Origin of the sequence: Flavobacterium crocinum (genome assembly GCF_003122385.1) — a bacterium.
In the GTDB taxonomy this organism is placed as follows: domain Bacteria; phylum Bacteroidota; class Bacteroidia; order Flavobacteriales; family Flavobacteriaceae; genus Flavobacterium; species Flavobacterium crocinum.
The window spans coordinates 4,197,720-4,220,072 of the sequence record NZ_CP029255.1 but is presented as its reverse complement, the minus strand read 5'-3'; the positions used below and the strand labels follow the sequence as shown (position 1 = coordinate 4,220,072).

Annotated in this window: 21 protein-coding genes; 8 read left to right on the top strand and 13 right to left on the bottom strand. The window is 33.8% G+C overall.

Going from position 1 to position 22,353, the window contains the following annotated elements:
* Nucleotide 1: 1 nt before the first annotated feature.
* Nucleotides 2-1,132, top strand: coding sequence for an efflux RND transporter periplasmic adaptor subunit (locus HYN56_RS18790; protein ID WP_109193578.1), 1,131 nt, complete (start codon nucleotides 2-4; stop codon nucleotides 1,130-1,132).
* A gap of 326 nt (nucleotides 1,133-1,458) precedes the next feature.
* Here the strand turns inward: HYN56_RS18790 and HYN56_RS18785 are convergent, their stop codons facing one another.
* From HYN56_RS18785 to HYN56_RS18755, 7 genes are all read right to left on the bottom strand, one after another.
* Entirely contained in the window at nucleotides 1,459-3,399 is a 1,941-nt protein-coding gene (locus HYN56_RS18785; protein WP_109193577.1) for an oleate hydratase, read from the bottom strand.
* A 135-nt stretch (nucleotides 3,400-3,534) separates the two neighbouring features.
* Complete coding sequence (gene pdeM / locus HYN56_RS18780; protein WP_109193576.1) at nucleotides 3,535-4,170, bottom strand: ligase-associated DNA damage response endonuclease PdeM; 636 nt, start codon at nucleotides 4,168-4,170, stop codon at nucleotides 3,535-3,537.
* 6 nt (nucleotides 4,171-4,176) lie between these two features.
* Nucleotides 4,177-6,636, bottom strand: a complete 2,460-nt coding sequence (locus HYN56_RS18775; RefSeq protein ID WP_109193575.1) for a ligase-associated DNA damage response DEXH box helicase — start codon at nucleotides 6,634-6,636, stop codon at nucleotides 4,177-4,179.
* A complete protein-coding gene (locus HYN56_RS18770; protein ID WP_109193574.1) occupies nucleotides 6,637-8,238 on the bottom strand; it encodes an ATP-dependent DNA ligase in 1,602 nt (533 codons plus the stop codon).
* A 220-nt stretch (nucleotides 8,239-8,458) separates the two neighbouring features.
* A complete protein-coding gene (locus tag HYN56_RS18765; RefSeq protein WP_109193573.1) occupies nucleotides 8,459-9,463 on the bottom strand; it encodes a ligase-associated DNA damage response exonuclease in 1,005 nt (334 codons plus the stop codon).
* 45 nt (nucleotides 9,464-9,508) lie between these two features.
* Nucleotides 9,509-9,895 (bottom strand): YidH family protein, encoded by a 387-nt coding sequence (locus tag HYN56_RS18760; RefSeq protein ID WP_109193572.1) that lies wholly within the window; start codon nucleotides 9,893-9,895, stop codon nucleotides 9,509-9,511.
* A 15-nt stretch (nucleotides 9,896-9,910) separates the two neighbouring features.
* Nucleotides 9,911-10,207 (bottom strand): hypothetical protein, encoded by a 297-nt coding sequence (locus HYN56_RS18755; protein ID WP_109193571.1) that lies wholly within the window; start codon nucleotides 10,205-10,207, stop codon nucleotides 9,911-9,913.
* Between the two features lie 207 nt (nucleotides 10,208-10,414).
* Here HYN56_RS18755 and HYN56_RS25255 point away from each other — a divergent pair, with 207 nt between their 5' ends.
* Entirely contained in the window at nucleotides 10,415-10,546 is a 132-nt protein-coding gene (locus HYN56_RS25255; RefSeq protein WP_262510125.1) for a hypothetical protein, read from the top strand.
* An 85-nt stretch (nucleotides 10,547-10,631) separates the two neighbouring features.
* Here HYN56_RS25255 and HYN56_RS18750 read toward each other — a convergent pair whose 3' ends face one another.
* The 6 genes from HYN56_RS18750 to HYN56_RS18725 all read right to left on the bottom strand — a co-directional run bounded on the left by HYN56_RS18750 (nucleotide 10,632) and on the right by HYN56_RS18725 (nucleotide 16,867).
* A complete protein-coding gene (locus tag HYN56_RS18750) occupies nucleotides 10,632-11,261 on the bottom strand; it encodes a DsbA family oxidoreductase (protein WP_109193570.1) in 630 nt (209 codons plus the stop codon).
* Nucleotides 11,262-11,653: 392 nt separating this feature from the next.
* A complete protein-coding gene (dnaN, locus tag HYN56_RS18745) occupies nucleotides 11,654-12,772 on the bottom strand; it encodes a DNA polymerase III subunit beta (protein ID WP_091498742.1) in 1,119 nt (372 codons plus the stop codon).
* Nucleotides 12,773-12,879: 107 nt separating this feature from the next.
* The gene (gene gldG / locus HYN56_RS18740) at nucleotides 12,880-14,565 is read right to left on the bottom strand and encodes a gliding motility-associated ABC transporter substrate-binding protein GldG (protein ID WP_109193569.1); all 1,686 of its coding nucleotides are present in this window, start codon (nucleotides 14,563-14,565) and stop codon (nucleotides 12,880-12,882) included.
* Entirely contained in the window at nucleotides 14,565-15,290 is a 726-nt protein-coding gene (gene gldF, locus HYN56_RS18735; RefSeq protein WP_109193568.1) for a gliding motility-associated ABC transporter permease subunit GldF, read from the bottom strand. The genes gldG and gldF overlap by 1 nt, the downstream gene beginning before the upstream one ends.
* Before the next feature lie 142 nt (nucleotides 15,291-15,432).
* On the bottom strand, nucleotides 15,433-15,729 hold the full coding sequence (locus tag HYN56_RS18730; protein ID WP_109193567.1) for a putative quinol monooxygenase: 297 nt from the start codon (nucleotides 15,727-15,729) through the stop codon (nucleotides 15,433-15,435).
* Between the two features lie 310 nt (nucleotides 15,730-16,039).
* Nucleotides 16,040-16,867 (bottom strand): SAM hydrolase/SAM-dependent halogenase family protein, encoded by an 828-nt coding sequence (locus HYN56_RS18725; RefSeq protein WP_109193566.1) that lies wholly within the window; start codon nucleotides 16,865-16,867, stop codon nucleotides 16,040-16,042.
* 267 nt (nucleotides 16,868-17,134) lie between these two features.
* Between HYN56_RS18725 and HYN56_RS18720 the strand changes: the two genes are divergently transcribed.
* The 6 genes from HYN56_RS18720 (at nucleotide 17,135) to HYN56_RS18695 (ending at nucleotide 22,288) form a co-directional block, all read left to right on the top strand.
* Nucleotides 17,135-18,085 (top strand): PhoH family protein, encoded by a 951-nt coding sequence (locus HYN56_RS18720; protein WP_109193565.1) that lies wholly within the window; start codon nucleotides 17,135-17,137, stop codon nucleotides 18,083-18,085.
* Between the two features lie 134 nt (nucleotides 18,086-18,219).
* A complete protein-coding gene (locus HYN56_RS18715; protein WP_109193564.1) occupies nucleotides 18,220-18,705 on the top strand; it encodes a hypothetical protein in 486 nt (161 codons plus the stop codon).
* Nucleotides 18,702-19,064 carry a DUF1801 domain-containing protein gene (locus HYN56_RS18710; protein WP_109193563.1) on the top strand — a complete coding sequence of 121 codons (363 nt, stop codon included), beginning with the start codon at nucleotides 18,702-18,704 and terminating at the stop codon, nucleotides 19,062-19,064. Before HYN56_RS18715 ends, HYN56_RS18710 begins: the two co-directional genes overlap by 4 nt.
* Before the next feature lie 139 nt (nucleotides 19,065-19,203).
* A complete protein-coding gene (locus HYN56_RS18705; protein ID WP_109193562.1) occupies nucleotides 19,204-20,034 on the top strand; it encodes a Cof-type HAD-IIB family hydrolase in 831 nt (276 codons plus the stop codon).
* 136 nt (nucleotides 20,035-20,170) lie between these two features.
* The gene (locus HYN56_RS18700) at nucleotides 20,171-21,124 is read left to right on the top strand and encodes a phosphoribosylaminoimidazolesuccinocarboxamide synthase (RefSeq protein WP_109193561.1); all 954 of its coding nucleotides are present in this window, start codon (nucleotides 20,171-20,173) and stop codon (nucleotides 21,122-21,124) included.
* 33 nt (nucleotides 21,125-21,157) lie between these two features.
* Nucleotides 21,158-22,288 (top strand): glycoside hydrolase family 26 protein, encoded by a 1,131-nt coding sequence (locus HYN56_RS18695; protein WP_109193560.1) that lies wholly within the window; start codon nucleotides 21,158-21,160, stop codon nucleotides 22,286-22,288.
* The last annotated feature ends 65 nt before the right edge of the window (nucleotides 22,289-22,353 follow it).

Below are 22,353 nucleotides of genomic sequence, written 5' to 3'. Positions count from 1 at the left end.
AATGAAAAAATATATAGCAGCGTTTGCAGGCGCATTAGTACTGTTTTCTTGTGGAAAGAAGCAAAATGAAGAAAATAAAAATGCTGAACCTAAAAGCATTAATATTATAAAATTGACCAGCGAGCAGGTTAAAAATGCAGGTTTACAAACTGGAAATCCGACAATTCAAAACATAAAAGAGGTTTTGCAGCTTCAAGGTACCGTTACGGTTCCGCCTAAAAGTGTAATTAGTATCAGTATTCCGTTGGGTGGATATGTAAAAAGCACGAATTTGATTGCCGGAATGAATGTGCAGAAAGGTCAGGTTTTAGCCGTTTTAGAAGATATGCAGTTTATTGAATTGCAACAGGATTATCTGATGGCAAAAGAAAAATTTGAACTGGCTCAGAACGAATATAAAAGACAGAAAGAGCTTAATGCAAGCAAAGCCAGCAGTGATAAAGTTTTGGAGCAAATTACGACTGAAATGAGAACACAGCGCATCACAATGTCTTCTTTGGAGCAGAAATTACATTTGTTAGGAATTAATGCTAAATCATTAAACGTAAACACTATAAGCAAAACCATAAAAGTAGTTTCGCCTATAAACGGCTTGGTTTCAAGAGTAAACGTTAATCTTGGAAAATATGTAAATCCAACCGATATGCTTTTTGAATTGATTGATAAAAGAGATATTGTACTGACTTTAAATGCTTTTGAAAAAGATGTTGCGTCTTTATCAATCGGTCAGACGGTAATGGCTTTTGCAAATAATTCGGATGCAAAAAAATATCCTGCAAAGATTGCTTTTATTAATCAGAGTTTAAATGGTGATCGTGCGGCTGAAATTATCTGTAAAGTAAATGCTTATAATCCGGCTCTTTTGCCAGGTTTGTTTGTAAATGCCGAAGTTGAAGTAGAAAATCAAAAAGCTTTAACTGTTCCTGAAGATGCTTTAGTGCGCTGGCAGGGCAAGTTTTTTGTTTTTACAGATCTTGGAAATAATCAGTTTCAAATGGTAGAAGTAAAATCTGGAGTTAAAAACGAAGGTTTCTGTCAGATTACTTCAAAAGAGTTGAATAATTCTTCTAAAATCGTCGTAAAAAATGCCTACACTTTATTGATGTCTGCCATGAATAATGACGAACAATAATGTTTAATTTCTGATTACAAATTTAGTATTAAACAGGAAACCCCAGTAAATTTATTTACTGGGGTTTCTAATTTAAAAAATAATCATTCAAAATTTTTCATTCCGTAGGAATGTCTCATCGGTAGAAAAAGAATATTGCGTGGGTACAAACGTTCCGTAAGAACGTCTGATTGATTTGCAGAATATTTTCTTCCCATAATTGAGGTGTCCCTACAGGACACAACGTAACACAAACCTTTTTTTACCGATGAGATATTCCTACGGAATATTATTTATTGCTTTAAATGATGATGGATAAAATGTTGTAAATGAATAAATTTTGAGTTTTAGTCTTTTATTCCTTTTATCCAATCTTTAAATCGTGTAAACTGTTCGGCAAAGAAAGATTCATGTTCTTCTTTATCTTCTTCAATTGGCGGTAAAACGTGTTCAAAATAAGTTCCTCTTAAAACTTTGTGCAGTATGCCTTCACCCAAAAATGCTTTTCCGTCATTCAGTGTTCTAACGGCTTTCAATAAATGTCGAATATCATATTGTAACGGATTAATATCGGGAACCTGCTTGTTTAAATTCAATAATTTATAAACCGCAATTCTAGCCGTTCTAATCGAACTTTCCATTGTAAATACCACATCATTATTCGTTTCAACAAACTGACCGATTAAACCAAGATTTTTGCATCCATCAGGCACAACTCGCGGACGGTCGCCTTTGGCTCTCGGCATAAACATAGAAGTGATGTAAGGCATAAAAGCTGTTCGTACAATTGTATTTTCTATAATATTGTCCAGTTTGTCCAGAATTCCTAAATGAAAAGATAATTCAGTTAGGATTTCATCTCCTGTACATTCCGGCATTACTTTTTTGATATAATTACCAGGTTTGTCCATAAACAAAGCATAAACCCAAAGTACTAAAATATCGTCCGGCTGATCTGGAAAATGGGGTTGTCTGTTGCAGGTAAAGCTCATCAACCAATTAGAATCGGTAATGGTGATAATTCCTCCTGTTACTGTTTTTCCGGAATACGGGTCGTTTACGGAATATTCTTTTAGTTTTTCTACAAAAGCTGAAGGTTTGCAGGTAAGCGTAACCGATTCCCAGGATGATTTTTCAATATTAGTACAGAATTTTTCGGGTTTTCCAAAAATAGGAGATTTAGCAGCTAGGTTTTTCCACAACATCCATCCCGGACTTTTACCGCTTGTAGAGTTATCAATTTTAATAATCGGTGCTGTTTTATTGTCCCCGTAAAAAGTATCTTCAGTCATGGAACCAGTGGTGACAATTACAAAATCATCTTTGCCAATTGGTGTTCTATTTTCTTTGCCTTCATACTCTGTAATAATTCCTTCAACTACTTTACCTTCAGTATTACTTTGAATTACTAAATCTTTAATCAGTGTATGAAATTTAATGTTTACGCCTTTCTCTTCAAGGAATTTTCGAAGTGGCGTAACAAAAGTATCGTATTGATTATACTTCGGAAATACCAGAGAAGATAAATCATTCAATCCGTCGATAGCATGTAGAAAACGGTGCATGTAGAGTTTTAATTCCAATAAACTATGCCAGTTTTCAAAAGCAAACATTGTTCTCCAGAATGTCCAGAAATTGCTTTCTAAAAACGAATCACTGAAATAATCTTCAATGGTCAAATCATCCAATTCGTCCTTTCTTTTTAAAAGAAGTTTTACAATTGCCAATTGATCTTTTTTGTTCAGACCAAATTTGCTGAAATCTTTAATTTCTCCATTTTTATGAATCAATCTTGCTTTAGAATAATTAGAATCATTATCGTTGATTAGTCGATATTCATCTAAAACAGTGTAGGGAGCAGGCATTTCTAAGGCAGGAATATCCTGAAAAATATCCCATAGATTTTCGTAGGTCATATCCATTTCACGACCGCCACGAATCATATAACCTTCTTTGGGATTTCCTGAACCGTCGAGTGAACCACCATCAATATGAAGCTGTTCCAGAAAAGTGATGTTTTTGGCAGGAATTCGACCATCTCGAATAAAATAGTAAGCAGCAGCCATTCCAGCAATACCGCTTCCTACAATATAGATTTTGCTGTTTTCATGCGACTTGAGAGGAATTCCAATATTACGTTGGTAGTTTCCAATCTGATCTGAAAACGGCATTGATTTTTCGGGGGTGTTTAACTGTGTTTCTGTGCTCGAATCTGGTTCGTGATTAACATTTCCGTAGGTTGTAGAATTGTTTAGGACTTTGTCAAATTTTGATGTAATATTCTTCATTTTCAAAGCTTTAGAAGTTAATTCAACTAATGTAAGCTTAAAATTTGAAAGATAATTCTTTTATTTTTGAGAATATATTCGTATAATTTATTGATTGTTAATTAGATATGATTTTAAATTTATCCGAATGTTATGTTATTTTTTATTAATTTGAATAACCTCATTTCCTGCAATAGCATAAACCGTATCTTCTGAATTGGGTTTTAGAAAATACTTTCCTGTAAATTCTCCAAAAGCAGGAAGAATGATTTGGTTTGGTTTACAAAAGAAACAACGAAGCTTTAAAGTCTGTAAACCCAAACCACGCAAGACAATTCCGGGATGAATATGTCCCGAAAAATTGAATAAGTTTTCTTTTTCTGTGGGATGATGCGTAAAAAAGAAACCGTCAATTTCTAAAATTTCTGTCATAATAACTCCAATTTTTTTATAATGACTTTCATCAATAATATCATGATTTCCAGTAATTAAATAGGTTTCTTGTTGATGATTGAAAAGCCATTCTTCAAACAAATTCCATTCTGCATTTTTGGCGCTGTGGAATAAATCTCCAAGAAAAATGATTTTTTCAGGAAGAAAATAATCCAGAACTTCCGTGATTTTTCTAAAGTTTTCCAAAACAGCATTTTGCGGAATGGCGATTCCATGTTTTCTAAAATGCGTTATTTTTCCCAAATGAACATCAGAAATAATGATTGTTTTTTTGCTTTCCCAAAAAACAGCTCCAGTTGGATGAAGTATAAACTTTTCGTTTTTTAATTGAATATTCATAAAGGTTTATTTCATGTAAGAAGCAGTCATTTTCTGAATTCTTTCGGCTAAGGTTTCGCTTGAAAGTTTTTCTCTCAAACGATCTGTTATAATTGGAAAACTAAATGGAGTTGGCTTTAAGCATTGTTTCCAAATAATTTTTTGGTTTTGAATTCTTTCTAAAGCCAAAATCAAACGTCCTTCTTCCAGCTGATGTTCAAAGGTTTCACGATACGCCTGATGCAATAATAAATTATCAGGTTCAAAATCTCTAAATACTTCGAACAGCAATTGAGAACCACTTTGCAAATGTTTTGTTTTGACTAGTTTTCCGGGAAACCCAGTAAAAACCAATCCCGAAATTACAGCAATATCTCTAAACTTGCGTCGCGCCATTTCGGTTGAATTTAAACTTTTCTGTAAATCGTGGTGCACATATTCGGTTGAAAATAAATTATTATCTAAAACCGCTTCAATATCAATTTCCTGATCCGAAAGCAATTCAAATCCATAATCGTTATACGCGAGAGAAAATGTGATAGATTGCAGTAAGCTGATTCTGAATGCCAGTAAACTAGCTAAAGCTTCATGCACAAAACGTCCTTCAAATGGATAAAAAATGGCATGAAATCCTTCTCTGGTTTTAAAAGTTTCAATTAAAAATTCATCGGAACTCGGTACAATAGATTCTTTTCGTTGTCTTTTGAATAAAGGCTGTAATGCTTTTAATTCAGGAGAAAAATTGTCTGTGTTCGCGCGATACAATTCCTGACGTAATAATTCACTCATTTGCGAAGATAACGCCAAACGTCCGCCCATCCAGCTGGCAATTTTAGATTCCTTTTTCGGACTCGCTTTTTTAACCAAAACCTGGATATTTCTGATTTTGAATAATTCCAGTTTTTTTCCTGCAAAAATAAAAGTATCTCCCGGTTTTAATTTCGAAATAAACCATTCTTCAATCGTACCGATATAACCGCCACTCATATATTTTACATTCATAACGGCATCTCCCACAATAGTTCCGATCTGCATTCTGTGATGCGTGGCGGTCATTCGATTATTGATTTTATAACAGCCGTTTTCGTCAATTTCTACTTTTTTGAATTCATCATAAACGTGAAGGCTTTGACTTCCCTGTGTAATAAAGTTTAAAATCCAGTTCCAGTTTTCGATTGTAATAGTTTGATAACTAAAAGTTCCCTGAATTTCTTTGAAAATTTCATTAGGGTAAAATCCATCTGAAACTGCGAGCGTATTGAGATATTGTACTAAAACATCCCAGCTGTTTAAATACGGAATGCGATCTTCAATAATAGTATTTTCAACAGCTTTTTTTAAAGCAGAAGCTTCAATCAATTCGATAGCATGAGTAGCAAGAAAATAAATAACGCTTTCTTTTCCTGGCTGATGTCCGCTTCGTCCCGCACGTTGCATGAAACGAGCAACACCTTTTGGCCCTCCAACCTGAATAATTGATTCAACGGGAGCAAAGTCAACACCCAAATCTAAACTTGAAGTACAGACTACAACTTTTAATTCTTCATTCCGAATCGCATTTTCAACCCAAAGTCTGGTTTCTCTGTCGATACTTCCGTGATGCATTGCCATCTCGCCTGCAAATTCAGGATAATGTTCTAATAAACGCTGATACCAGATTTCGCAAGCCGAACGAACATTCGTAAAAATTAGAGTCGTTTTACTGGCTTTTATAATTTTTGCCACTTCATCAATCAAATGTAACCCCATATGTCCACGCCAAGGATAAGTATCCATTTTTTCCGGAATAATAGAGATCACTTTTATTTTTTTATGAATTACGGCTTTAATCAAGACAGAATTATTGAAAGCTTCCGAATCGATGCCCAGTAAAACTTCCTGAGCTTGTTGTAAATTACCGATAGTTGCAGAAATTCCCCAGATTCTAATATTTTTTGCGATTGTTTTCAATCTTGATAACGCTAATTCTATCTGTACACCGCGTTTGGTTCCAAGTAATTCGTGCCATTCATCAATTACAATCGAACTGCAGTTTTTAAAAGTATTGGCATAACCTTTTGTTGCCAAAAGCAATTGCAGACTTTCGGGAGTTGTAATTAGTAAATCTGGCATTTTATTTTTTTGCTTGGCACGTTCTGCCGCAGATGTATCTCCCGAACGAATTCCGACCGTCATTGGAATGTCTAAATCATTTAAAACTCGTTCTGCCGCCTGTTTGATTTCTACTGATAAAGAGCGCAGAGGTGTAATCCAGATTGCTTTTAATCCTGAAGTATGTTTAGTTTTATAATTCGGGTTTTCTTTAATGTAGTTTAAAATGATAGGAAGCCAAAGTGCATACGTTTTTCCGCTTCCGGTTGGAGCATTTAGCAAACCGTTTTTTCCCTGCAAAAAAGCAGTCCAGGTCTGAGTTTGAAACGGAAAAGGTTTCCAGCCCTGACTTTCAAACCAATTATTGGCGATGGTAAATAACTGCTCTCTGTTCATTTATGAAATCATATTTTTTAAATCTTCTATAGAATTGGCCTCTTCAATTTTCTTGTCGTGACGCCATCTTAAAATTCGCGGAAAACGGGTTGCGACTCCGCTTTTATGTCTTTTGGAAAGTGCAATTCCTTCAAAACCAATTTCAAAAACTAATTTTGGTGTAACACTTCTTACAGGTCCAAATCGTTCCAAAGTATTCTTTTTGATAAAATCATCTACCATTCTAAATTCGGCATCGGTTAAACCAGAATATGCTTTTGCGAAAGTGACGAGCTCTTGTTCTTTATTTTCATTTTCCTGCCAAAGGGCAAAAGTATAATCGGTAAACAAATTCGAGCGTCTTCCATGACCACGCATGGCGTAGGTGAGGACGGCATCTATGGTTAAAGGTTCTATTTTCCATTTCCACCAATCGCCTTTTTTTCTTCCGACTAAATAAGGAGAATCCTTTCGTTTGAGCATTAAACCTTCGCTTTTGAGTTCGCGTGATTTTAATCTTTCGTTGGTGACTTCTTCCCAAGATGAAAAATGAAACCTTTCAGATAGCTGTAGCGGAATTTCTTTTCCAATTAAAGAAGTAAATAATTCTTCCAACAAAGCACGACGTTCTTCATAAGGTACATTCCGAATATCATTTCCCTGCCATTCCAATAAATCGTAAGCCTTAATAATTACAGGCGTATTTTTTAAAACAGAAGCCGATACATTTTTACGACCAATTCTGGTTTGTAAATCATTAAATGTTCCAATTTGATTTTCAATAAAAGGAAGAATTTCACCGTCAATAACAGTTCCGTTTGGAATATTTCCGATGAAAGATTGAAATTCGGGATATTTATCGGATACCAATTCTTCTCCACGGCTCCAAACATAAATTTCATTATCACGAATAATAGTCTGTGATCGTATTCCGTCCCATTTATGTTCGATGCTCCATTCTTCTGGATTACCAAGATTTTCAAGTTCACCTTCGATTGGATAAGCCAGATAAAATGGATAAGGTTTCGATAAATAATCACTGTTTCTTTCATCCAAAATTAATTCCTGAAACGTAATCGTATTCGGATTCCAGTCGCCCATTAATTTGTAAGCGAGTGTATCTTCGTCTATATTCTCCGCTTTAGAAAGCGCCCGAGTCATTAATTTCTGACTTAAACCAATTCTGAAACTGCCTGTTATTAACTTTGTGAAAACGAATCGTTCATAATAATTTAAATTAAGCCAGTTGGTTTGTAAATATTCTTTTTTCTCCGAATCTGTTTTCTTTTTTAAAGCGATGATTTCCTGTAGAAATTCGGTTAGGCTTTTATCAGAATGTTCTTTTGTAGTTGGAATAACCAAAGCTATGGTTTCGGCTAAATCACCCACAATATGATAACTTTCTTCAAACAGCCAAAGCGGAATATTTGCTACTTCGTTTGCCCATAAACGAAGTAAAGTAGTATTAACAGGTCTGGGAGGACGGCGATGCGAAAGAATGGCGATTGTCCAGACTTTGTCTTCGTCGCTTGCTTTTAGAAAATAAGTGGTCAGCGCATCAACTTTTACCGATGTTTTATTAGAACTATCTAAGGTTTTTATAAGCTCGGCAAAGTTTTTCATTTTTTTAAGTTATGAGTTATGGGTTATGGGTTATGGGTTATGGGTTATGGGTTATGGATTATGAGTTATGGGTTGTGGGTTGTGGGTTGTGGGTTGTGGGTTGTGGGTTATGGGTTATGGGTTATGGGTTATGGGGAAGGAGTTAGGTATCGAACAACGTTTTGCGTATAACGTCTAACTTTTTTGCTTCATTTAAAGTATCGCATAATGTCTAACTTCCCTAACTTTCTTCCACGTCATTTGTTTCTCCTTCATATTGTGTGTTTGCCGTTCTGGCATCGTAACCTAATTCTCTTAGATATCTGGAAAATATATCTGAATATCCGTGAGTACAAATTACTTTTTCAGCTCCTGTTGCTTTGATACTTTCCAATAAACCTGTCCAGTCGCAGTGATCACTTAAAACAAAACCACGATCAACGGCGCGTCTGCGTCTTGCTCCTCGAAAAGCCATCCAGCCACTTGCTGTTCCTGTTACAAAAGGAGTCATTTTTCTAATCCAGGTACTTCCATGTGCGCTTGGCGGAGCAATTACGATACTCCCTAATAAATCTTCTTTTTTAGTTTCAGAAGTGACTCGAATTGTTGGCGGAAGATCAATCATCGGACGAACAATATTGGTCATATTTTCAATTGCTCCATGAGTGTAAATCTGTCCAATGTTTGGATCAAGATATTTTAGTAATCGTTGTGCTTTTCCTAAAGAATAACCAAAAAGAACAGAAGTTTTTCCTTCTGCACGATTTTCAGTCCACCAATTATTGATTTCCGTCATCACATCAGCTTGCGGTTCCCATTTAAAGGCGGGAAGTCCAAAAGTACATTCGGTTATAAAAGAATGACATTTTACTACTTCATAAGGTACAGAAATTCCATCATCTTCGGTTTTATAATCGCCTGTAAAAACCCAGATTTCACCTTTGTATTCTACTCTAATTTGTGCTGAACCGATGATATGCCCCGCAGGATGAAAAGAAAATTTCACTCCGTTTATCGTAAAAGTCTCGTTCCAGTTTTTGCCAGAGACATTAATTTCTCCCAAACGATATTTTATAATAGGAATATTGGAATAATGTGTGATATAATTTTTATGTCCCCATCTCGCATGGTCTGAATGTCCGTGTGTGATAATCGCGTTGGTAACTGGCCGCCAAGGATCCAAGTAAACATCGGCTTGTTGGCAGTAAATTCCTTTGTCGTTAAATTGCAGTAATGGCGGATTCATTTTTTAATTTGATAATTAGAAAATTGGGTAATTAGATAATCTATCTTAAGCACTTGCCGCGATGATTAAATAGGCGATAAGTGAAATGCTCAACACAAACAGCATCATTGTAATAAAGGTAAGCATTGCAGTTGAATATTGATACTTGCCTTTTTTTAATAGTTTGATAGTGTGTATGTAACGAAGGTATGACAGTAAAATAGTTAATGCTCCGGCAACTAATAAACCTATTCCTAAATAGATGGTGAAATTGCTGTTTGGCGGTAGGGTTTCTGCTAAATATTTTGTCGGAAGCTGTTTTAAAAACAAAGAAAATTTTACTGCTACAAATCCGAAAACCATTATTCCAATCCCAGTACGAAGCCATGCTAATAAAGTTCTTTCATTAGACAAGTATTCGTTCATAATTTCCTGATCGTTCTTCGGAGACATAGTATTCTTTTTTTATTAGACATACAAATATCTGTCGTCTTCATTGTCAAGATTAAAACTATCATACGGATTAGTTTCATCGTAATTAGAATAAGGAGTATTGTCTTCAGCGATATTTAATCCGCTTTCTATGATTTCGTAGCCATCGAAAGTTCCAATACAATGGTTTTTATAAGTGGTGTCCGAATTTTGTCCTGAAGTAAATTCCTGATCTATAGCCTCATTTTCATGAGCAGTATCAATATGATCCGGTTTTTTGTATTGTGCTTGAATTGTTTCTTTGTTAAATATATTTTTTGAATTCGTTTTCATAATCCTGAGTTTTAAAATTAATAAGAATTTCAATTTTATATATCTACAAATTTGAAAATTAGATCTTTAAAAATTTTATAGGATTTAATTTGAAAGTTACATGATTTGAAAGTTTTCATTTTGTAATATTCCATTACAATTCTGTAAGTCACCTGAAACTGCATTTTTCGAAATTTGTAATGTATTAATTTCAAAAAATTAAATGTTATGGAAACTTCAAGAAAAGATTCGAAATCCGGAATGAAAGATTCTGGAAAAACTCAAAAATCAACAAATGGATCTAGAGGAAAAAGCACTACAACAAAATCAACAGATTCAAAAGGTAGAGCAGGTCATTAATTTTGTAGTTTAGCATAAAGCTAAATAATAAAAGCGTGCTGTTTAGATATAGACAGCACGCTTTTAACTTTTATTGTGTTGAAGTTTATTTTAAAACTTCCTGAATGGTTTTAACAAATGTTTCTACAGGCTGAGCGCCAGAAACGGCATATTTACGATCAAATACAAAGAATGGGACACCTTGAACACCAATTTCTCCAGCTTCTTTAATATCTGATTCTACTTCTTTGATAAATAGAGTTTCACTTTCGAGTACTTCTCTAATTTCATTTTCATCTAAACCTGCCTGAATTCCTAATTTAATTAAAGTTTGACCGTTGTTTAAATCTTCGCCATCAGTAAAATAAGCTTTGAAGAAAATTTCTTCCATTTGATCGCCCATATTTTTGGTTTTAGCCAATTGAATAATTCTGTGAGCATTTAAAGAATTAGAAATAACCGCTTTGTCAAAATTATAATCTAAACCAACACTTTTAGCGCGTTCTGCGACTCCTTTATGCATTTCTTTAGATTGTTCAAGCGACATGCCTTTTCTTTCTGCTAAAAACGTGTAAACGTCTGTATCAGGCTGTGAAGTAATGGTTGGGTCCAGCTGAAAGCTTTTCCATTCAATTTCAAATTCGTCATTAGGAAACACTGCAAGCGCTGTTTCCAACTGTCTTTTTCCGATATAACAAAACGGACACATGATGTCCGACCAAATTTCTATTTTCATATTACAAAAGTAAGGAAAAAAAATTGTTTCAGGTTTTCAAGTTTCAGGTTTCAAGTTGATATACTAGATGTTTAATTTAACCGCAAAGGTCGCAAAGATTTACGCAAGGTTCGCAAAGTTTTTACACAAAGCTTTGCGAACTTCGCGTTTTCCATAGATTTCGTATATCAAAAAAACTTGCGTGCTTTGCGGTTAAAAATACAAAGCATATCAACTTAAAACTTGAAACCTGAAACAAAATTAACCCCAAATAAAAAACCGCAACTCTTTATGGGAATTGCGGTTTCTAGGTATAAAAAATGGTTGGTTAATAGCGATATCTTTTTTTTTACAATGATATATCTTTTATTTAAAACTAAAAAATATCCCTGTAACAGAAACAAACTTTAATGTTAACTATTTAACATTACAGGCATTACTAACATAGTAACTGTTTCTCCTTCTTCTAAACCATCAACTGGCGTTAAAATACCAGCTCTGTTTGGCAATGACATTTCAAGCATAATCATGTCAGATTGTAGGTTTGTTAACATCTCAGTTAGGAAACGAGAGTTGAAACCAATTTGAAGATCGTCTCCCTGATAATCACAAGTCAATCTTTCTTCTGCTTTGTTTGAGTAATCGATGTCTTCTGCAGAAACGTTTAATTCAGCTCCGGCAATTTTCAAACGAATTTGGTGTGTAGTTTTGTTAGAGAAAATCGCAACACGTTTAACAGAACTTAAAAATAAAGAACGGTCAATCATTAATTTGTTTGGATTTTCTTTTGGAATTACTGCTTCGTAATTTGGGTATTTTCCGTCGATTAAACGACACATTAAGATATAATTATCAAATGAGAAAGTCGCATTTGAATCGTTGTATTCAATTTTTACTTCAGCATCAGAAGAACCTAAAATACTTTTTAAAATGTTTAAAGGTTTTTTAGGCATGATAAAATCAGCAACCTGAGATGCTTTTACGTCTGTACGTGAATATTTTACCAATTTATGAGCATCAGTAGCCACGAAAATTAATCCTTCTGGTGAAAACTGGAAGAAAACCCCAGACATTACCGGACGTAAATCATCATTTCCGGCTGCAAAAATAGTTTTGCTTACCGCTGTTGCTAAAACTTCAGCAGGAACTAAAGTCACAGATGGATCTTCAAGACTTACTGCTTTTGGAAATTCTTCTCCAGCTGCGTAAGCTAATGCGTATTTACCAGAGTTAGAACTAATTTCTACTGTGTTGTTATCTTCAACAGTAAAAGTTAAAGGTTGCTCAGGGAAAGTTTTTAAAATTTCAAGTAAAAGTTTCGCTGGTACAGCTACGCTTCCTTTACTTGTAGAATCGATTGATAATGTAGCCGACATAGTCGTTTCAAGATCTGAAGCCGAAACTGTTAACTCATTATTGTTTAGTTCAAATAAAAAGTTGTCTAAAATTGGTAACGTATTGTTACTGTTAATTACACTACCTAAAACTTGTAATTGTTTTAATAAGTACGAACTCGATACTATAAATTTCATCTGTTTTATTTTATTTTTTGATGGATGCTTTAGCAAATAAAGGGCTAAATATACGGATTACAAATATATCTTAAACTATCCAAAGTATTACATTTTTTTATTAACATCTACTTGCTGTATCTTCTTTTTCTCAAAAAGGTAAAAACAAGTCCGAAAACCAATAAAATTAGAATTGGAACTCCGATAGTTATGAATTGGGTTATGCTGTAACTTTCATAAACTTTTTCTTTGTCTAATAAAGGCAGTTCGACATCTTTACTTCTAATGTTAATAAGTCCAGTGTCATCCAACAGGTAATTGATACAATTCATAATAAAGTCCTTATTGTCATAAAGATTTCCTGTTCGTTGATCGTAACCTAATTCTACGGGCATTCTGTTTTTGTCCAATTGGTTTCTCGCAATATCCCCATCGGCAACAACAATCATTTTATTTGGTTTTCCTTTTACGGTAAATGAATTGTCTTTAAAAGGTAAAACTCTATTCTCAAAAGCAGAGTGGAAGTTTCCTTCTAATAAAACAGCCAAATTCTGATTTCCTTTATTCAGATAATCCTGTGGCGTTGTTTTCTCCGTTACCATATTCAGGCTGATTTCAGCCGGAGAACCAATAGTTTTAGAATATGGAGAAGACTGTAATAAAACCGTTTTTTTGATTCCGTTTTTCAGCGTATCAATTGGATTGGCAAAATCAAATTTGATTCCGCCCAGATTTTTTACAATCGGATGCTGGCTCGTTGGGAAAACCTGTGGAGCAAATTTCCATACAAAATCCTGATATTGTGTTGCGCTTCCTTGTTCGCCGGTTGCCAGTTTTATCGGTGTACCTTGTTCGTCTTTTATCAAATCAGGATTAATTCTAAATCCATACTTGAAGAACATATCATTTAGGTTTAAATCTCTTGGATAAGCTAATGTCGCTCCCGCATCATTGTATAAACTATCCATATCGGCAGCAACCTGATCAATAAGCCAAAGCGTTTTTCCGCCATTCATAATAAACTGATCCAGAACTTCTTTTTCTTCGTCAGAGAATCGTTCGGTTGGTTTTGAGATAATGGCTAAATCGTATTTCTTCAATTCATTTAAAGTAGCATTCGGATTTTTAGCAACGGAGTCTAATGTGAAAGGGCCAATTAGATAGCTTTCATGAATCTGCTTCAGCATTTGAGCAATGTGTCTTTCTCTTAGTTCGCCATTTCCTTTTATGATCGCAACCTTTTTCTGTTTGGTTTTAGTCACTTTATTGATGGCATCTGCAATAGAATATTCTAAATGCTGAATAGAACCAATTACTTTTTGTGTAGTCGAAGCTCCCATTATATTTTTTAATAACGGAATATTCACTTCTTTGCCATTATAAACTGCAATTGCCCAAGGAAAAACCATTGCTTGCGATTGTTTTCCTTTGTCGTCAACCGTAATGTTTACAGGAGTTAAGCCTTTTTGAAAAAGAGATTTTGTCAGCTCGTCGCTTTCTTCTTCGTTTTCTAAAGGATCAACAAATTCGAAAACTATATTTTTGTTATAAGCTTGAAATTCCTCTAATAATTGTTTGGTTTCCTGTTGTAAACGTCTAAAATCAGCCGGAAGTTCTCCAGCCATATAAATCTTGATTGATAACGGATTCTGAACTTGTTTTACAATTCCTAATGACGTTGGAGATAAGGTATAACGTTTGTCTTTCGTTAAATCAAAACGCTGAAAAAATAAAGTTCCAAGTACATTTAAAACCACTAAAATAAAGATAGTGATGCCTAATATTTTTAAATTTTGCTTAATAGATGCTTTCATTACGCTTTAAAAGATTTTAATTGATAAACAGTAAAAGATAAAAAAGCAATGGTAATGCTTAAAAAATAAATTACATCTCGTGTGTCAATAACACCACGACTCATACTTTTAAAATGATTTTGCATTCCTAAAACAGAGATCAAACTATTAGAATCAGAAAAAAGAGAAGCCAAACCTTCAAAACCAAAATAAAGAAAGAAACATAAGAAAACAGCAAGAATAAAAGCTACAATCTGATTTTCTGAAAGGGTAGAGGTAAAGATTCCAATTGCAGAATAAGAAGCAATTAAAAACAATAATCCGAAATAAGATCCAATTGTGCTTCCCATATCAATATTGCCTTCCGGTGAACCTAAATCTGAAATTACTTTTACATAAATCAACGTTGGGATAATCGCTAAAATAATCAGTAAAAATGAACCGAAGAATTTCCCATTTACAATTTCCCAAATGGATAAAGGTTTAGTCAATAACAATTCTAAAGTTCCTTGTTTTTTTTCGTCAGAGAAACTTCTCATCGTTACGGCTGGAATCAGGAATATTAAAATCCAGGGTGCTAAAGTGAAAAATGGAGTCAAATCGGCATAACCTGAGTTTAGTATGTTGTAATCTCCTTCGAATACCCATAAAAACAGTCCGTTGCTGATTAAGAAAATCGCAATGACCAAATAGCCGATTGGAGAACCAAAAAAGGATTTTATTTCTCTTAGAATTATAGACTTCATATATTTTGTTTCAAGTTTTTTCTAACCGCAAAGAACGCAAAGTTTTGCGCAATGTTCGCAAAGTTTTTCTCAAAGCTTTGCGAACTTAGCGTTTTTATAAAGCTTCTCCGAAAAAACTTGCGTTCTTTGCGGTTAAATCGGTTTAATTTAAGCTCACCAGTTTATCCACACTCCAAGCTTCAGGTTTAGCATTGAATAATTTCTTTGTAAAATCCCAAACAGTATTAAATAGTTCAGAATTTCTGTAATTTTCCAAATCTTCTTCGGTTTCCCAATAACTGTAAGTGAAAAAGATGCATTTGTCATTTTTATCCTGATACAATTCTAAAAAACGATTTCCTGCTGCATTTCGTATTTTATCTTTCACAGATTCAAAATTCTCCAGAAAATCAGGAATTTTTTCTTCGTGAAAACTCATTTTTACTATTCGGACAAACATCTTATTATTTTAGATTTTAGACTGTTGATTTTAGATTTTTTGATTGCCTAAAGTCTTACAGGTGCGCAAAAATACCAAATTTGATTGTTGTTTTAAATAAAAAATGAAATATTATAAATGTCGATTTTTAAATTCTGTTTTCACAATATTTTCAAATATAGCCCGTGGTTTCAACCACGGGGACGCATGCAATATCACGTTTCCCGTGGTTGAAACCACGGGCTATGTTTATGATGCATTGAATAATATCTGCACAATCAGCAAAATCTACGAGAGGATTAATCTATAATTTAAATTCTACAATCTAAAATCAAGAAAACTTAATGGTAATCACATCACGATAATTCAGCCCCAACAAACTATTGGCAGAACCTACTTTAGAAGGATTGCTCCTAAAAATAGCGATTTCAAGAAATCCTGCTTCATTAAAAATAGCCAGTTTTTCTCCCTCATAGGTTTTAATCGGATATTTATCAGAAGTTGCAATAGCCGAATAATTGGGCAGAATTGTTTTGATGCTTTTAGGCTTCATGATAATTTCATACGGACGACCGCGTGAAATTTCTAAGAATTGTTTTTTGGAAATATTGGTGACAACATTCCCAAAATGGTCGATATAAATAATGTTGCCTTTTACAGAATTTCCGTCATCTGCTACAACAGGTTGTAGTTCTGTAGCTTCTTTTATCGAAGTAATTTCCTTTCCAATTACATTCAATAATCCGCCTTTGGATAAATGAGAAGCAACCTGAATAAAAATATCCAGATCTGTAGCTTCAATCGGGAAACGATCGTGAATATTTATAGCAACGATTTTCTGTGGAACAATTTTCTGTGTAAGCATGCTCAGGATTCCGTTATCGGCACAAATAAAGTAGTGATCGTTCCATTGCATCGCGATGTGCTGGTTCTCTTTATTGCGTTCGATATCAACACCAATAAGGTGAACTGTTCCTTTGGGAAAACTCAAATAAGAAGCACCAATGATGTAACTTGCTTCGGCAGTATTAAAGGGATCAATGTCATGAGAAATGTCAATGATCTGAACCTCTGGATTTTCAGAAAGTATTTTACCCTTCAGCGAGCCCACAAAGTGATCTTTTAAGCCGTAGTCTGTAGTAAGGGTAATTATTGACATATTTTTGTTTATAACTATTGATAGTATTTAAATCTAATTTTCATTAAATTTGAGAAATGCAAAGCTAATAATAGTAAACGCAAATTGAAAGAAAGAAAAGACAAATTGTGTTTTAAAAATTAAGTTGCTGTTATACAAGTCTCAGTTTTCAGTCTCGGTCTCAGTTTCGTTAAAAATTGAAAACTTTCACTGCTAACAGGACTAATAAAAAGAACCCGACAACTCCTAAAATAATAACTGAATTATTTAATTTAAAAAGAACTTCATTTGAACGAAAGAATAATCGAGCTAGTAGATATTGCTCCAAAAGAATTTTGGGGTGCACAGGACAGCCATTTAGAAATCATTAAAAAGTATTACCCAAAGCTTAAAATCGTAGCGCGAGGGACAACTTTAAAAGCATTTGGCGAAAAAGAAGTTTTAGACGAATTCGAAAAAAGATTTCAAAGATTAATGCTTCATTTTACGCGTTATAATAATATTGACGATAATGTAATTGAACGTGTAATTATGAGTGATGGCCAGGAAGAAAAAAGAGGTTACGATCATGATAAAATCTTAGTTCATGGCGTTGGCGGCAAAATTATTAAAGCGATGACGCCAAATCAGCAATTGCTGGTTGATACCATTAAGAAAAATGATATGGTCTTTGCAATTGGTCCTGCTGGAACCGGAAAAACATATACCGGTGTCGCTATGGCGGTTAAAATGTTAAAAGATAAAGAAGTAAAAAGGATCATTCTGACACGTCCCGCAGTCGAAGCCGGAGAAAATCTTGGATTTCTTCCCGGGGATATGAAAGAAAAACTTGATCCTTATATGCAGCCATTATATGATGCGTTGCGTGACATGCTTCCGAATGAAAAACTCGAAGATTACATTTTAAAAGGAATTATTCAAATTGCGCCGTTAGCGTTTATGCGTGGACGAACGCTTGATAATGCCTTTGTAATTCTTGATGAGGCGCAAAATACAACCCACTCACAAATGAAAATGTTTTTGACCCGTATGGGGAAAAACGCCAAATTTATGATTACGGGTGATCCTGGACAGGTCGATTTACCAAGAAGAACTATTTCCGGTCTTAAAGAAGCTATTTTGGTTTTGAAAGACATTGAAGGTATCGGAATTATTTATCTGGATGATAAAGATATCGTTCGCCACAGATTGGTTAAAAAGGTAATCGATGCTTACAAGCAAATTGAGAATCACGATTAATTATAAAATTTTAGTGAAATGTTAAATGTAAATCGTGAATTGTGTTTTAACATTTATTAATATTCGTTTTGTGTCTTTTCTTTCGAAAAATGCAAAACGAATATTTTTTTTAGTGCTATTTAAAATAAAAACCGATGAAGATAAGAGTTTTGTGTTTTTTAGTTTTAATTCATTTTGCTTCATGTAAAAAAGCGGAATTTCCAGTAAATAAATTTGTTGGAACTTGGTACGATACGGAATATATCGTACCAGGTCATGCAACAATTAAAATTAATAAGGACAGTACTTTTAATTATAATGGAGCAGGGTGTCAGTGGACTTTAGTATCTAAAGGGAAATGGAAAATAGTTGGAGATTTTATTGAATTAAACAGTACAAAAATCGATACTTGTTACAGAATGATTCCATTTGTAGATTGCAATCCATTTGAAACTAGAAAAAGAAAAGAAATTTTAACAATACCAAATTGTAATCCGAAAGACGATACCGATTTTTTAATTTTTGACAAAGAAAGATTTTATATTAAAAATGATACTTTAGTTTACAAATTAAAACCAGGTTCCGGTTGTCCTGATACCTTAAAAATTGTTTTTGCCAAAACTCGAAAGATAAGAAAATGAAACAGCTAGACGATTTCTACTTAAACCAGGAAGAACCTGTAAAAGGGATCTTTCTGGCATTAAAAGAAATCATTCTAAAACAAGATCAGGATATTACAAACATGCTAAAATACGGAATGCCGTTTTTTTGCTATAAAGGAAAAATGTTCTGCTATTTATGGATTCATAAAAAACTCAAACAACCATATATTGGAATTGTGGAAGGAAAACATTTTGATGAAGCTTTTCTCATTCAGGAAAATCGTTCCAGAATGAAAATTATGATGTTTGACACTCATGCTGATTTACCTTTGGAACAAATAGAATCGATTATTCAGAAAGCTGTAAATTTGTACAAAACAGGAATTGTTAAGATTTAATTAGTAATAAAGCAATATTTAACCTAATAGTTAAATAAATAATAAACTTACCTCAATTTTAGCGCTCAAAGCTCATAATCTTTGTCTAACCGGGCTTAAAACCTTAAATTTGCCTATCATCGAATTTGATAAATTAATTATGACAAAACTTAAAAATATAAAAGTTGTAGTAAGTGACCTTGATGGAACTTTACTCAACCCACAACACAGAATTTCAGATTATACTAAATCAATTTTTCAGGAACTTCACAATCAGGGTTATTTAATTGTAGTTGCAACAGGCCGTCATCATTTGGATGCAATGGCTATTATTGAAACACTTGAAGTTCCGGTTTACTTAGTTAGTTCCAATGGAGCCAGAATTCACTCGCCAAATAAAGAAGAACTTTTTGCTTTTAATTTGGATAGCGATGTGGTAAAAGCCGCTTTAAATGTTGAAATTGACCCTGCTATTACAGTCGTTTTATTTAAAGAAAATGTTTGGCAAACCAATAAATGGAACGAAAGACTGAATTCTTTCCAGGCAGAATTAAAATACCGTCCGGAATTAGTTGACTACAAAAACTTAGAAGATTTTGGAGCTATTAAGATTTTCTTTTCATGCGATGATCACGAAAAATTAGTAAAACTAAAAGATGCGATTTTGGCTAATTCTTCAGAACATTTGCATCATGCTTTTAGTCTGCCGACTTGTTTAGAATTTATGGATAAATCTATTGATAAAGCCGTTGCGATTGAACAAGTATTAGAAAAAGAAGGTTATACGCTTGAACAAGCTGTTTCTTTTGGAGACGGATTTAATGATGTTCAAATGTTGGCTGCAGCCGGAAAAGGTTTAATTATGGGGAATGCACCATCAATTTTGAAAGAAACGCTACCGGAATTAGAAGTTATTAAAACAAATGCGGAAGATGGTGTGGCCAAATATATTGCATCAAAAATTTTAGATAAAGAATTAGCTTCAAGTTAATTTAGAATTGTATTTAAATGAAAATCCCTAAATATTCTGTTTAGGGATTTTTTTATTTCTGAATCTTAAAATTTCATGGTGTAACTCTCTGAAATAATTTTAAATTTGCATTCATAAAAAACAACACAACTAGATAATGAGTAATACAATCACAACTACAAATTTTAATTTCCCGAATCAGAAATCAGTTTACCGCGGAAAAGTTAGAGAAGTTTATAACATCAACGACGAACTTTTGGTAATGGTAGCAACAGACAGACTTTCTGCTTTTGATGTAGTTTTGCCAAAAGGAATTCCATACAAAGGACAAATCTTAAATCAGATTGCTACTAAATTTATGGAATTAACTCAGGATATTGTTCCAAACTGGCTGATTGCTACTCCAGATCCAAACGTTGCTGTTGGACATTTATGCGAACCTTTTAAAGTAGAAATGGTAATTCGTGGTTATTTGTCAGGACATGCTGCTCGTGAATATGCTGCAGGAAGAAAACAAATTTGCGGTGTTGCTATGGCTGAAGGTTTAAAAGAAAATGATAAATTTCCGCAACCAATTATTACACCAACTACAAAAGCGGATAATGGATCACATGATGAAGATATTTCCCGTGAAGACATTTTAGCTAAAGGAATTGTTTCTGAAGAAGATTATTTAGTTTTAGAAAAATATACTCGCGCTCTATTTCAAAGAGGAACTGAAATTGCAGCTCAAAGAGGTTTAATTTTGGTAGATACGAAATATGAATTCGGAAAAACTAAAGACGGAGTTATTGTTTTGATTGACGAAATTCATACGCCGGATTCTTCTCGTTATTTTTATGCTGAAGGTTATGCGGAAAGACAAGAAAAAGGAGAGGAGCAAAAACAACTTTCTAAAGAATTTGTTCGCCGTTGGTTGATTGAAAATGGTTTTCAGGGACAAGAAGGACAGCAGATTCCAAATATGACAGACGAATATATTGAGTCTGTTTCTGAAAGATATATCGAATTATACGAGAATATATTGGGAGAAAAGTTTGTAAAAGCAGATATTGACAATATTGATCAACGTATTGAAAAAAACGTATTAGATTACCTATCTTCTAAATAGTAATTTTCGGGTTTAAAACTAACTGTTTAAACCATGAAAATGATAATGATTAAAAATGCCCTGTTATTTGTATGTATTACAGCAGGGCATTTTCTTTTTGCACAAATAGATAAAAAGGCAACAAAAGAAACCAACAATCTATACTACAACTTGAATGTTATTTCAAAAAGAAATATTCTTTTTGGACATCAGCATGCATTAGAGTATGGACATGGCTGGAGTAATGAATCCGGTCGTTCTGATGTAAAATCGGTTACAGGTTCTCATCCTGCTGTTGTGGGAATAGACTTCAGTGATTTTTCTGGTCGTTCCGATGAACAAATCAAACAAGAAAAAGAAGCTTTAAGAAAAAATGTAATTGATACTTACGAAAGAGGAGGAGTGACTACAGTTTCCTGGCATTTTAATAATCCTGCTTCAGAGGGTGGTTTTTATTGGAAAGATGGAATTTCTAAAGCATCGATAGCTTTAATAAAACCCGGAGGCTCTTATCATGAAAAATATAAAGAAATTCTAAAAACAATTGCTGATTTCGCAAAGTCAGTCAAAGCAAAAGACGGAACACTTTCCCCAATGATTTTCAGACCGTTTCACGAATTTGACGGGGATTGGTTCTGGTGGGGAAAGTCGCATACAGCTCGTGAAGATTTTATTGCCGTATGGCAGTTTACAGTTTCATATTTAAAAGATACTTTGGGTGTACATAATTTTATTTATGCATTTTCTCCTGATAATCAGTTTAATTCGGAACAAGAATATTTAGAACGTTATCCTGGCGATAAATTTGTTGATCTTTTCGGAATGGATGATTACGGTGATTTTGGCCGTGACGGGAAATATGATTTAGAAGCAGGATTAAAAAAGCTTGAAATAATATCCAATTTAGGTCAAAAGAAGAAAAAACTAGCAGCATTTACAGAAACGGGCTTAGAATCTATTCCGAATGAAAAATGGTGGACAGATGTTTTATTAAAAACATTGAAATCTAACGATTTAAAATTAGCTTATGTATTGGTTTGGCGTAATGACAGTACAAGTCCAACTCACTTTTACGCGCCATTTCCGGGCCAGGTGAGTGAGAAAGACTTTATAAGGTTTTATGACGATCCTTTCACTTTCTTTGAAAAGGATTTAAAAGAAATTTATAATAAGAAGTTAAACTAAGAATAATACAAATTTTACGATTTAAAAAGCGCGATTCAATTATTTGAGTCGCGTTTTTTTGTTGA